This window comes from Alistipes sp. ZOR0009, from assembly GCF_000798815.1.
Lineage (GTDB): Bacteria > Bacteroidota > Bacteroidia > Bacteroidales > ZOR0009 > Acetobacteroides.
Genome location: NZ_JTLD01000002.1, coordinates 74,070 through 86,493 on the forward strand (window position 1 = coordinate 74,070; position 12,424 = coordinate 86,493).

Consider the following 12,424-nt stretch of genomic DNA (forward strand, 5'->3'; position numbering starts at 1 on the left):
GGTGTAAAATGTTACGGAGGCGGTTGCTTTTTTCTAAAAAAATCCACCACAGGCAGCTGCGCGCGTGGTGGAGTGTGGGGGATACGCTATCTCTCCATGGCCACTTCCTTTTCGATAACCTTAATCTTCTTCCATTTGCCGCTGCGGAATCGGCGGTAGAGCACGTAGCAGAATGCAAAGAAGAAGAGCACCAGAAGAAACCAGCTTAGCGTAACCGATAGGTGGAAAACGTTAAGCGACAGGTAAAGTATTGGTACAAAAATCCAGTGTGCGCTAACGGAGGCAATCATGGTAAAGTGCGTATCGCCAGCACCTCTTAGTGCGCCAACAATGGCTGTCATTAATGCTTCCAGCAGCACGTAGAGTGCGGCAATTCGGATCATTGTAGTGGCAATAGGTACTGCCTGCTCGAATATGGACGACGGCACGGCTGGCGCAAAGGTGCGCGTAAGCGTTTCGGGTATGGCAACAAATAGCGCTAAAATGACCACAGAGTAAAATAGCCCCGTTTTGATGGCCGATAGGGCTGCCCTATGCGCAACCTGTGGCCTGCCAGCACCCATGTACCTTCCTACCAAGCTGGTTACGGCAATTTCTATTCCCAGTAGGGGGATGAAGGAAACTAAATCCCAGTTAAACATGATGGTTGAGGCGGTTGCGGCAACCTCGCCTCTGCCGTGGAATAGGGAGATCATAGCCGAAAAGGCTAGGAAGTTAAGAAACATCTCCAAGCCTGCTGGGTAGCCGTAGTAGAGGAGCTTTTTCATAATCTTCGAGCTAAAGTGGAACGACTCCCGAATATGAAACTCCCTGCGGTTTTCGGCACCAAAGTACGATACCAGCAGCACGCATACGGCGCAGAACGATCCTGTGATAGTTGCAATGGCTGCTCCACGTATTTCCATGGCCGGAAAACCGAACTTGCCAAATATCAGTATGTAGTCAAGAACAACGTTCACCACCATGGCAACGATGGTAGCCCTCATAACAACCTTGGTTTTGCCAATGCCTGTAAAGTAGCATCCAAGCGCATACCTAAGTAGCCCAAAAACGGAGCCCCAGGCAAGGATGCTGAGGTATTGAACTTGGTAGTCTATTTGGGCTTCGGGAATGTTGGCCCATCGGAAAATACCGTCGGCAAACGGAATAAAAGCGACTAGGAAAGGCCACGCTACCAGCGCCAGCAGCATTGCTTGGAACGATGTTTTTGCGGAGTTGGCCCGTTCGTTGGCTCCAAAATACTGGGCAACGAGGGCGGTAGAGTAGCCAATAAGCCCCACAAAGAAGAACATGATAACCTGAAGCGAAACGCCACCACCTAGCGAGGCGTTCATCTGCTCGGGGCTAACACGTGCCAGAAAGAGCCGGTCGGTAAAGGTCATAATGCCATCGCACGATGTTGATATTATCATGGGAAGAGCGAGGTAAAGCAGCTCTCGCATTCCACCAGGCTTATTGTACTGCTGCGTAAAATTTTGTTGAAAAGTCATGGTTTGCTATTGCTATAAATGCGACAAAGCTGTAGCGCATAGGATTTGCATCCTGCAGCATACAGGCTGTACGGTATAGTTCTGCTGGCAATACAGCGTATAGCCTAAAACAGAATACGACAGAATAATCTACATGCTTAGCGCATGTAAAAGTGGGAAAACAAATGAAGGCTAATGAATAGCCTAAAAGTATCTATCAGCGCAATGTTCTGAGAGGTATTGCTGAAGTACTTTGACTGGAAAGTAACGTTCGAGGAGGGGTGGTTTGAATCCCCTTTGAGGAAAGGATTACGTGTTCTTTGAAATGTCCCTATTCGAGCGTTAGCAGCGGACCGACATCTTCATCGTAGTAGGTGTTTTAAAAATTTGTATACGGCTACAAAATTATGGTTTTTGGTAGTTGGGTAAGCAAAAAATCCCAATAGATTTTTCACTATTGGGATTTTTCGGTGGAATTTATAGCTAAAATTCTTTTACATTTCGTAGATAAACGATTCTAGAGGGGCGATGCTTACCTGTACTGTTCCTACTCCGTTGCTAACCTTGAGCGTTGCCGATTTGCCATATAGGGCGTCCTTCATTTTGTAGGAGCCATTCTTTAATCCCCATTGGCTAATGATGCTGGCAGGAACGGTAAGGTTAAATTGGCTGTTCTGCTTGGCATCTAGGTTAGATACGATGATGAGCTTTTGCTTGTTGCTCCAGCGCACAAACGAAAAGAGGTTTTTGTCATATCCCTTAGTTTCGTTGCGGTTGATGGTTTGAATTTCGGCATACTTACCCATTAGCGCATCGCTGCCGATGCTGAAGTTGAGCAGACGCTTGTAGAAATCGCGTAGCTCCTTTTCCTGCTTGGTAAGCTGTCCGCCATCGTACTTACCGCCGTTACGCCAGCGAACGATGGTTGGCACGCTGGCATAGTCGAAGATGGTGGTGCGAGAGTGGTGTCCAAAGCCCATATTTTCCGAACCATCTTCGCCAAGCTCCTGTCCAAAGTAAACCATGGCTGGTGCGGTGCTGATGGTGGTCGAGATGACCATCATGGGCATTCCCTTGCGGGCGTCACCGGCAAACTCTGGGCTGGCAACGCGCTGCTCGTCGTGGTTATCGAGAAAGTGAAGCATGTGGTGCTCAATGTCGGCTAAGCCGTTTTGAATACCAACAATATGGTCGGTATTACCTCGGCCTTGGATAACATTTTTAAGCGTATCGTAAAGTTCCACCTTGTCGTATAGGTAGTCCATTTTTCCGAGGTGGATGTAGTTGCGGTACTGCTTGGGGTTGTAAACTTCGGCCAAAAGGAAGGCGTCGGGGTTCATGTTTTTGATGGACGAGTTCATGAAACTCCAAAACTCGTAGGGAACCATCTCTGCCATATCGAAGCGGAAGCCATCTACCCCCATGTTGGTCCAGTACAGGGCGATGTCGCGGAACTTGTACCATGAATCTGGAACATCCTTACCCTTCCAAAACTCGTAGTGCTCTTTCCACGATTTGTTATCAAACCCAGCAGGCAGCTCGGGGAAATCCTTAGAGCCATCGGGGCGGATACCGTAGTTGATCTTTACCGTCTCGTACCAGTCCCAGTGGTCGGGTTGTGCTAGGCGCGAGCCGTTGCCTGTCCATTTAGCAGGAAATTCAAAGAACTTACCGTCTACCATTGGATGGGCTTCGCCACCTAGGGGCTTGTAGCCATCGCGAGGATTTGGAACCAAAAATTGCTGTCCGGGGATATAGTAGAAGTTGTTGTCTCTACGATATTCCATGGTTGTGATATCGTTGCGGCCAAAATCTCTTTCGGGGAAGATGGAGCTCGCATAGTGGCGGGCAACGTGGTTGGGTACGATATCAATCAGCACCTTCATGCCGTGCTTGTGGGTGCGGGCAATAAGAGCCTTAAACTCCTGCAGGCGGTTTTCTACGTTTACGGCCATATCTGGATCTACGTTATAGTAGTCCTTAACTGCATAGGGAGATCCAGCACGACCTTTTACCACATCTGGATCGTCTTTCGAGATTCCGTACTTGGTGTAATCGGTAACCACCGCATGATGCGGAACGCCTGTGTACCAGATGTAGGTAATACCAAGGTTTTTAATTTCCTGAAGTGCCTTGTCGTTAATGTCGTTAAACTTGCCAACGCCGTTTTCCTCTATAGTTCCCCAAGGCTTGTTGGTGGTGTTGTCGTTTCCGAAAAGCCGTGTGAAAACTTGGTAAACCACCTCCTTTTTAGGGGTGGTAGCTTTGGCTGCCTCTGCTTGTTGGGCATTGGCATGTGGACTTGCTGTAGCCATTAGTGCTACACCCAATCCTGCTCCTATAGTCGATTTTTTTATCATGATTATGATTTTGTTACTCTAACTGCAAGTTATAACAATGGATGCTCTTTAATCCAGTGCTTTAGCTTACTAAATAACCAAAAAAAGCATCAAAAAGCCAGCTGTACTGGACATACGCCTTCTGTTGCAGGATGAATGTATGGATTGGCGGTGTAAACGGCCGCTATAGGAGCGTGGTGGTAAGGCGGCGAGGTGGTGCCTACTTTTGCTTCGATGTTTGGAGTGGCAATCTTGCCGGAGTAGTGGTTGGTTCTTCTATAAATGTAATGCCCCCTAGCAGGTTTCTTCCTGCTTAGGGGGCATTATGTTCGATTTCAGCTCTCTTACTTTTCGAATTCGGATTGCTGTTTCTCGACCTCCTTATTTTTAATTTGGTTAAGCTCCATTTGCACTTTTTGGAGCTTCTCTTTTAGCACCTCCATCTCTGCGTTGCTTTGGTGGCTTCCCTTTTGGTTGAAAGCAGCTTCGGAGATATTCTTTCCTGCTATTACAGGTATGTCCGATCGAATGCTTTCGAACTCTAAAGTTGCTGTTGATGGCATGTTAGAGCCTGGGAAAAGAACCGAAGCTTTAACCCGAATTTTACCTGGTTTGGTGGTCGATCTTACGAGAACAGGAGCGGTACCCCATTCAACCTTGCGTGGGTTGGCGCCAATTTGCTCGTCTCCAACAATCGAGCCTTCGCCCTCTACCTCGAAACGTATTTGATATTCGTTAAGGCGCTTTACGTTGCCATCTTTATCGGTAATAGATGCTATAATGGGTACAAAGTCAGATCCATCGGCAACCAGCAATCTGTTGAGGTTGTCTAGTTCGAGCCTAATTTTTTCGGGGCGGAAGCTGGGGCGACGTACGTGCGTTGCAACCACTTTACCATCGATAATACCCTGCGCCTCTAGGCTTATGAGGTTATCCTTGTTGGCTCGGCTAAGCGCCTTTAGCGCCATAAAATTGAAGGCATTTTTAAAAACAACAGGAGGGTGAAGCATTCCTGAATCGATTCTTTGTGCGCTTTGCATAAGGGTGTCCTTGCTGTTGATGATTAACCTTACCTGCTCGCAGTTGGTAAATACGGTTACCTCTTCGGGCGAAAATGGGGACATCTCGTTTGCAACAAACACCATGGGGCCGCAATCGACGTTTTCTACATTTAGCTTAGGATCGGACTGGCTGCGGAACATGTAGTACGAGTATTTGGGCTGGCGGAAAACGTCCATAATTCCTCCATAAAAAGGATCGGGATGGTAGCCACGCTGGTGGTCGAATGGATGCCAGAGTGCTCCGCCCATCATTTGGCGAGGAGATTGGTAAAGAGTCTGAAAACAGGTGTAGGGGTAGCTGGGCATGGAGTAGTGCTTTGCCTGGATAAGCATGGCTGTTTCTCCCCATGTTTTGGCAACCCTGCTAGGCGAGTTGTGCGAGTTCCAGTTATCTACATTATCGCCCCATTCGCGGTTAAACATTGGTCGGGTAATCTTATCGTAAGGATTTTTGCCAGTAGCATCACCCTTATTCTCTTCACTTACCGCTACCATCCCTTTTGAGGAGGTAAGAAAAGGATGAGAGTATACCACATCAAAGTGCTCCGAACCTCGTGCTTCCAAATCGCAGGCGGTATACGCTCCCTTGTAGGGATATTCTGCATGTACCAAATCGTGAACTTTCTTAGCAAAATATTCGGGGTACCATGTTTCGTTAAGAATGGGCTCCCACATAAATACGCTAGGTCTGTTCCTATCGCGTCGTACCATCTGGCTGATGTCTGAGAGCACTCGCTGCTCAAATAAAGGGTCGTTGTTCCAGAACTGCCAGCCTGGAGTAGAAACGATTACAAATAGGCCCAGCTCATCGGCTGCATCCATAAAGGCCGGATCGAGCGGGTAGTGCGCCGAGCGAATGATGCGCATTCCTGCGCTGCGAAGCTTTACGGCATCGCGCCATTGCCCCGAGTTCGGAAGTGCATTGCCCACGTAGGCATAATCTTGATGTCGGTTTCCTCCTATGAGCTTATCTTGGTAGCGCTTTCCGTTAAGAATGAATCCGTCTTTGCCCTTTAGCTCGATGGTTCTAATTCCGGTACGCTGACGAATGGCGTCAACTACCTCTTTGTTGCTGTGGATTTCGCAAACAAGGTTGTAGAGGTAGGGCGTTTCGGGTGTCCAAAGGTTCGGAGCTTTTATGCTCATGGATAGCTCGGCCGTGCTGGACGAGTCAGGAAGTAGCGCAAGGCTCTGCCTGCTTTGGGCTGCAAGCTTTCCATCTTTATCCAGCAGCTTGGCTACTACTACAACAGGTGTTTTTCTGTTTGTTTCGTTTTGTACATCAACACGCACCTTTAGCGTTGCTAGCTTTTCGCTGGCCGATTCAATTCTAGTAAAAAGTCCGCCAGCAGCTACCTTATTGGTGTAGTTTGGGTCGGTTATGTGGATGGCGCTTGTGGAGTATAGCCAAACATCGCGGTAGATGCCACCAAAGTAGCAGAAGTCGAGCTGTTCCTGCGGTTTTCCGGGGGGATAAGCAGGATTGTTGCTGTTGTCGGTAAATACAGCCACCAGATTTTCCTTATCGAACGAAATATGCTGGCTGACCTCTATGGAAAAAGGGATGTAGCCTCCAAAATGTTCTTTAACGAGCTGTCCGTTTATCCATATTTGGCTTTTCCCCATTACCGCCTCAAAGTAGAGGTAGATCTTTTTCCCTTTAAGGCTTTGGGGGATATCAAATTTCTTACGGTACCATGCTGGACCTTGGTAGTTGATGCCACCGCTTGCTTCTGTAGGGAGCAGCTCCAGCCCGTGAGGGAGGTTGGTAGCCTGCCATTGGCTGTCGTTAAAGTTGGTTAGCGCGGCATTTTTGAAGTTTCCTTTGGCAAAGCGCCAGCCTTGGTTAAAGCTGTAAACCTCTCTTCCTCCTCCGTCGACCTTATAAAAACCTGCAGTCGAAAACTCCGCTTTGCTTTTTACTTGCGCGCTAAGGCATCCAGTAAAGAGCAGTAGGCATGCAATTATAGTTGGGTATCGCTTCATAATTGATGGTGTATGTGCGATAAAGTTAGGTAAACAAATCAACTAAATGTTCATGTGTTTTTTTGTGAAAGCCTAACAAAGAGATAAAATCATCCTAAATAACCCTTTTTTACCAGCTGGTTGGCTGCTATTTGTTTTGGAGCTGTACTACCAGCTGCTCAACTTTTTTAGGTAGATTCTTGAAATCGTCCTTTGTTTGTAGCAGCTCTTCTACCTTTTGGTTGCCCATTGGCTGTTTTCGATATTCGGGAAGAAGATCTTTAAAATGCTTTTCGACGAAAAGATCTACAATTTGCTCCTTAATGGCATGCGGTAGCTGGTACTTTTGAACAATTGGCTGCTCGATACCGATGTGCACCATTTCGTGGATAATGGTGTAGGCTGGATTGCTGTACATCTTAAACTTACCGTCGGCTGTTGTTTGCAGGAGGATGGAGCCGTTGTTGCAATCGTAGCTTCCTCCTGGACCGTAGAGCGTAAGGTTAACTTGGTACTGTGCGAATATTTTAAAGTTCCAGAGGGGAGCATACTCCTTCATTCTTTCCAAGGCTTTTTCTATGATTGGAATGGCAGCGGTAACTTGCTCGATGCCTTTTTGGTATTTCTGCGAGTCGAATATGGAATGCTCCATTACTACCTGTAGCGAATCGTATGCGCTGTTGGGAAGCTGCTGCTGGCGAACCATTGCTACAATCTTATCGAGGTAGGGATGTTGAGGCAGCGCTACGTTGTATCCGTTCTTGTCGAAAAAGTTCATGTCGCAAACGGTTCTCCATACGTACTGCGCTTCTGCCTGTGCTGTTGGTTTTACGGTTGCAATTTGATTAACCTGTGCTACTAGCGTGTTGGTAGCAAGTAGCGCAAGGCATGCCAGTCCCCATTTTTTCATAGTGTTGCGTATAGGTTTGTTTTAAGAAGGGACGAAAGTAGGGAAAGAAACTTGGAGGTGGAATAGCAGGAAATAAAAAAGGCGGCTTTTAAAGCCGCCTTGGTAACTTATACCGTCATAATTTCTTTTTCCTTTAAAGCTAAAAGCTCATCGATCTTCTTGCTAAATTGGTCGGTAACCTTTTGGATTTCGGCTTCGCCATCCTTTGCAAGATCTTCTGCAAGGCTTTCTGCCTTAATCAATTTCTTAATTGCTTCGTTTGCATCGCGGCGGATGTTACGAACGGCAACACGAGCGTTCTCGCCTTCGTTGCGAACCTGCTTAACCAGCTCCTTACGGCGATCTTCGGTAAGCGGTGGAATGTTTAGGCGAATATGCTCGCCGTTATTCGAAGGTGTAAGCCCAATACCTGAAGTTAGGATTGCCTTTTCGATAACAGGCAGCATCTTTTTTTCCCAAGGCGCAACAATAATCGTTTTTGCATCAGGGGTGTTGATGCTGGCAACTTGGTTGATGGGCATCATGCTACCGTAGTAGTCTACCATAACTGGATTAAGGATGGCTGGGTTGGCCTTTCCTGCACGGATGGTAACTAGTGCATCGTCAAGGTGAAAGATGGCCTTGTCCATCTTCTCCTTACTCTGTGCTATAATCGATTTAATCTCGGTCATATGCTGTTAACTTGAAGGTTTATTCAAAAATAGCTAATTCTTTACAATTGTACCAATCTTTTCGCCGGTAAGCAGCTGCTTTAGGTTTCCAACGGTATTCATGTCGAATACGATGATTGGCAGGTTATTCTCCTTACACATGGCAAAGGAGGTAAGGTCCATTACCTTAAGGTTCTTGTTGTAAGCTTCGTCGAAGCTTAGGGTGTCGTACTTAACGGCTGAGGGATCCTTTTCGGGATCGGCGGTGTAAACGCCATCCACACGTGTACCTTTAAGAAGTACTTCTGCCTCTATTTCTACGCCACGCAGGGCCGATGCGGTATCGGTGGTAAAGAATGGATTGCCTGTTCCGCCACCAATAATCACCACGTAGCCTTGGTTAAAGAGCTCTAGGGCCTTCTCCTTCGAGTAGATCTCGCCAACGGGAGCCATGTTGATGGAGGTAAGCACCTTTGCCTTTTGGCCGATGCTGTTAAGCGCCGATTGGATGGCGATGCTGTTGATAACGGTGGCCAGCATTCCCATTTGGTCGCCTTTTACTCGGTCAAAACCTTTGTTTACGCCCGATAGCCCACGGAAAATATTTCCACCACCAATAACGATGCCTACTTCTACCCCCATTTGGGCAACTTCCTTAATCTGTTCGGCATACTCGTTTAGCACCGCTGTGTTGATGCCATACTTGTCGGCTCCCATAAGGGCTTCGCCGCTAAGCTTTAGCAAAACTCTTTTATACTTGAGCATGGATGTGCAATTTTCTAGCAAAGTTATTCAATTCGTAGTAATTGGCAATAAAAGGAGCTACGATTTGGCGTTGTTGCCATACTTTAAGGGTCGCTCCATACGTTCTGTATCCTTACGCCTTACGCAGGTTGCCTATAATAGCTCCTGCTTTAGGTTGAGAAGCTTTACCAAAAAAGGAGTATCGTAAGGGCTTTTCTTGTATTTTAGTATTTTCAAAAAAAAGGTTAGCATGGAACAGGATGTCTGCATTTTGGTGGTGGAGGATGAGGTAAAGGTGGCCGATCTTATAAAGCGTGGCCTGGAGGCTCAAGGTTTTAAGGTGGAGATAGCCTACGATGGTATGATGGGGCGCCGGTTGGGAGTGCAAAAGAAGTACGACCTGATAATCCTCGACGTTAACCTTCCGCACGAAAACGGCTACGAGGTTTGCCGATCGATTCGCGAGCGAAATGCTAAGGTCCCCATTCTATTTCTTACCGCCTTGGATACGCTCGACGACAAGCTCATTGGCTTTGATGCGGGTGCCGACGACTACATTCCAAAACCTTTTGAGATGAAGGAGCTTTTGGCGCGGGTGCGCGTGTTCCTGAAAAGGAGCGGAAGCTACAATGCCGATCCTGCTGGATCGCGTATGCTGCAGGTGGCCGATCTTATTTTGGATATCGACTCCAAAACGGTGGTGCGGGCAGGACGAAAGGTGGAGCTTACGGCCAAGGAGTTTCATCTGCTACAATACTTCCTCGAAAATAAGAACAGGGTGGTGTCGAAGGTTGACATTGCCGAGAAGATATGGAACATAACCTTCGATACGGGAACCAACGTTATAGAAGTTTACGTAAACTACCTTCGCAACAAGGTAGACAAGGGGTTCGACCGCAAGCTTATCCATACCATCATTGGCATGGGCTACGTTCTTAAGGAGGAGTAGCCATGGTAATACGTTGGAAGCTGGCGCTTTGGTTTGCTGGTATTGTCAGCACCATTCTGATTGTATTTTCTTCGCTGATCTACCTCTCCTCGGCTAAGTCTCGGCAAAACGACTTTTACAACCGGCTGCACGAGCGGGCGCTGATAACCGCCTCCTTGGCAACCGATATCACCGATGCCGATCGTAACCTGCTGCGTAAGATAGACACAACGGCGGTTTCGCTAGAGCAGGAGCAGGTGATGATTTTTGACCGCAACGGAAAGATGGCCTACAACAACAAGGCGGTAAACCGCAACGTTACCTCGAAGGTTGTTCAGGACGTTTTTCGTCATAAAACGGTACGGCTTCAGCTGGCCGACCGATACGAGGGGGTAGGTGTGGAGTATGGTAATCGCGACTACTCCTACGCGGTGGTCATCTCGGCTATCGATAAGCACGGCTACAAGCGGATGCATAACCTCCAGATTTCGCTAATCATCGGGACGGTTCTAGGCATCATCATCTCGCTGCTGGCCGGCTTGTTTTTTGCAACTCGGGCGCTCAAGCCGATGTCCACCGTTGTTGGGCGCGTAAATAATATCAGCGAAAAGAACCTGCACGAACGGCTGGATATAGGCAACGGGCGCGACGAGATTTCGGAGCTCTCGTCGACTTTTAACCGGATGCTTGCCCGCCTGGAGGAGGCCTTTGCCATGCAAAAGGCGTTCGTATCGCATGCCTCGCACGACTTTAGAACGCCGCTAACGGTTATGCTGGGCGAGATTGAGGTGATGCTGCTGCAGCATCCCAACACCCCAGAGCTTACCCGGATGCTTCTTTCGTTAAAGGAGGAAATCCTTACCCTAAACGCCCTATCGTCTAAGCTGCTCGACTTGGCCAAGGCCAGCGTCGACGCCAGCAACGCGAGCACGGCCAAAGTCCGAATCGATGAGGTGCTATTTACCGCCATAGCAGAGTGCTCGCGCGCGTACCCCAACTACCGGATTCATCTCGATTTTAGCGAGCTCCCCTGCGAAGAATCGCTGCTTACCGTTGATGGCGACGAGCAGCTGCTCAAAACCGCCTTTGTCAACCTCATCTCCAACGGCTGCAAGTTCTCTACCGATGGTTCCATTCACATCTCCATAAAATGCAGCAGCTCTCGGATTGAGGTCGCTTTTGCTGATAAAGGAATTGGAATCCCCACCTCCGAGCTAGATAAGATCTTCCAACCCTTTTACCGCGTGCAGTCCGACAAAAAGATACCCGGTCATGGCCTAGGCCTTGCGCTAACCTCTCGGGTTATCTCCCTTCACGGAGGACATATCGACGTGCAATCGGAGGTCGGAAAAGGATCCACCTTTACGGTTGTGTTAGGCAAGGATCTCCTTCCTTAATACATTCCAACAAAAAGTTTAAGGACTTCTTGCAGAAGAATATCTCTGCCCTATAGCGCAAAAAGCCGCCCAGTTTTTTTCTAGGCGGCTTTTTCTTATTATCGCGGTCAAAGACCTCTACTTAAGTTCGACGGAATTACAAATTCCGCCGAGCCCCGTGCGACTGTTAGCGAAAAGTCCGAAAAAAAGTAGCGGGAAGAAATCAGCTAAATGCTATTGTTACCATCAGCAGCTGCGCTTTGCTTTTTTGCTACTTTTGAATGGTAGTCGGGAGACCGCTACTTAGCAAGGACGAAGACACAACCAAGCACGAAGTGCGAGCTCAGCGAAGCTAATCTTCGTCCAGCCTCGTGCGCTAATGTAGACTACGGCGAGCGGGGGGAAAGGTTGCGCGAGATGGAATGTTGACCGTAAAGTCTAAGAAAAATTCTAGTGGTTTTACATTGAAAGATGATGATGACCTATCCATTAAGCCCAATCAGGTAAAGAAGGTAAGCGACCATGGCTCAGCCAATGGCGGATTTACCATCTCGGATGTAGATGTGAGTAGATTTAACAAACCTAAAAAGTAACGGTTATGGAAAATACCGGAAAAACAGCCATAAAAAAGTGGATAAAGGAGGAGCTTGCCCCCTTGGCCAAGCAGCATGGCTTTAAGGTAGGAACATTTTTTGGCACAGGAACCTTTGCCATCTATAGGTGTAATGATGATGGATATCAAAGCATATATTTTATAGTTAAAAGCGATACGATTAGTTACGGGGTAATCGTTCGCATCAATGCCGTTGAGGAGCTGCTGTACAGGTACTCTCAAAAGGACGTGTTTAAAACTGTCGATACAATCAGCCTTGAAGGTACCAAAGAGGTCTTTAAGTACACCCCACTCACCACGAAGGAGGAGCTGGCAGCGTACCTCTTACCGTTAAAGGAGCGCTTTGCCGAGGTGGTGGAGCAGATGGAG

11 protein-coding genes are annotated in these 12,424 nt (G+C 47.8%); 5 read left to right on the forward strand and 6 right to left on the reverse strand.

Features of this window, described 5'->3' with window-relative positions; genetic code table 11:
* Nucleotides 1–86: 86 nt before the first annotated feature.
* The gene (locus tag L990_RS00500) at nt 87–1,490 is read right to left on the reverse strand and encodes an MATE family efflux transporter (RefSeq protein WP_052180617.1); all 1,404 of its coding nucleotides are present in this window, start codon (nt 1,488–1,490) and stop codon (nt 87–89) included.
* A gap of 473 nt (nt 1,491–1,963) precedes the next feature.
* Nucleotides 1,964–3,829: an alpha-amylase family protein gene (locus tag L990_RS00505; RefSeq protein ID WP_047444399.1), complete on the reverse strand. Its 1,866-nt coding sequence runs from the start codon at nt 3,827–3,829 to the stop codon at nt 1,964–1,966.
* A 131-nt stretch (nt 3,830–3,960) separates the two neighbouring features.
* Here L990_RS00505 and L990_RS19780 point away from each other — a divergent pair, with 131 nt between their 5' ends.
* Complete coding sequence (locus tag L990_RS19780; protein WP_156121254.1) at nt 3,961–4,125, forward strand: hypothetical protein; 165 nt, start codon at nt 3,961–3,963, stop codon at nt 4,123–4,125.
* A gap of 27 nt (nt 4,126–4,152) precedes the next feature.
* On the opposite strand, the gene L990_RS00510 is transcribed toward L990_RS19780, so the two are convergent.
* From L990_RS00510 to pyrH, 4 genes are all read right to left on the reverse strand, one after another.
* The gene (locus tag L990_RS00510; protein WP_410488755.1) at nt 4,153–6,858 is read right to left on the reverse strand and encodes a glycoside hydrolase family 2 protein; all 2,706 of its coding nucleotides are present in this window, start codon (nt 6,856–6,858) and stop codon (nt 4,153–4,155) included.
* A gap of 124 nt (nt 6,859–6,982) precedes the next feature.
* A complete protein-coding gene (locus L990_RS00515; protein ID WP_052180618.1) occupies nt 6,983–7,744 on the reverse strand; it encodes a hypothetical protein in 762 nt (253 codons plus the stop codon).
* Between the two features lie 107 nt (nt 7,745–7,851).
* On the reverse strand, nt 7,852–8,415 hold the full coding sequence (gene frr / locus L990_RS00520; protein ID WP_047444403.1) for a ribosome recycling factor: 564 nt from the start codon (nt 8,413–8,415) through the stop codon (nt 7,852–7,854).
* A gap of 33 nt (nt 8,416–8,448) precedes the next feature.
* A complete protein-coding gene (gene pyrH / locus L990_RS00525) occupies nt 8,449–9,159 on the reverse strand; it encodes a UMP kinase (RefSeq protein ID WP_047444405.1) in 711 nt (236 codons plus the stop codon).
* Nucleotides 9,160–9,388: 229 nt separating this feature from the next.
* On the opposite strand from pyrH, the gene L990_RS00535 reads away from it, so the two are divergent.
* The 4 genes from L990_RS00535 to L990_RS00545 all read left to right on the forward strand — a co-directional run.
* Nucleotides 9,389–10,087, forward strand: coding sequence for a response regulator transcription factor (locus tag L990_RS00535; RefSeq protein ID WP_047444460.1), 699 nt, complete (start codon nt 9,389–9,391; stop codon nt 10,085–10,087).
* 2 nt (nt 10,088–10,089) lie between these two features.
* Nucleotides 10,090–11,463: a sensor histidine kinase gene (locus L990_RS00540; protein ID WP_047444411.1), complete on the forward strand. Its 1,374-nt coding sequence runs from the start codon at nt 10,090–10,092 to the stop codon at nt 11,461–11,463.
* A 401-nt stretch (nt 11,464–11,864) separates the two neighbouring features.
* Nucleotides 11,865–12,035 (forward strand): hypothetical protein, encoded by a 171-nt coding sequence (locus L990_RS19785; RefSeq protein ID WP_156121255.1) that lies wholly within the window; start codon nt 11,865–11,867, stop codon nt 12,033–12,035.
* A 5-nt stretch (nt 12,036–12,040) separates the two neighbouring features.
* On the forward strand, nt 12,041–12,424 hold a 384-nt coding region (locus tag L990_RS00545), incomplete at its 3' end, for a hypothetical protein (protein ID WP_047444413.1).

What these genes read in the sequence shown, in the direction of transcription:
- L990_RS00500 (WP_052180617.1), bottom strand. Translation starts at nt 1,490, where the DNA reads ATGACTTTTCAACAAAATTTTACGCAGCAGTACAATAAGCCTGGTGGA.
- L990_RS00505 (WP_047444399.1), bottom strand. Translation starts at nt 3,829, where the DNA reads ATGATAAAAAAATCGACTATAGGAGCAGGATTGGGTGTAGCACTAATG.
- L990_RS19780 (WP_156121254.1), top strand. Translation starts at nt 3,961, where the DNA reads ATGAATGTATGGATTGGCGGTGTAAACGGCCGCTATAGGAGCGTGGTG.
- L990_RS00515 (WP_052180618.1), bottom strand. Translation starts at nt 7,744, where the DNA reads ATGAAAAAATGGGGACTGGCATGCCTTGCGCTACTTGCTACCAACACG.
- frr (WP_047444403.1), bottom strand. Translation starts at nt 8,415, where the DNA reads ATGACCGAGATTAAATCGATTATAGCACAGAGTAAGGAGAAGATGGAC.
- pyrH (WP_047444405.1), bottom strand. Translation starts at nt 9,159, where the DNA reads ATGCTCAAGTATAAAAGAGTTTTGCTAAAGCTTAGCGGCGAAGCCCTT.
- L990_RS00535 (WP_047444460.1), top strand. Translation starts at nt 9,389, where the DNA reads ATGGAACAGGATGTCTGCATTTTGGTGGTGGAGGATGAGGTAAAGGTG.
- L990_RS00540 (WP_047444411.1), top strand. Translation starts at nt 10,090, where the DNA reads ATGGTAATACGTTGGAAGCTGGCGCTTTGGTTTGCTGGTATTGTCAGC.
- L990_RS19785 (WP_156121255.1), top strand. Translation starts at nt 11,865, where the DNA reads ATGTTGACCGTAAAGTCTAAGAAAAATTCTAGTGGTTTTACATTGAAA.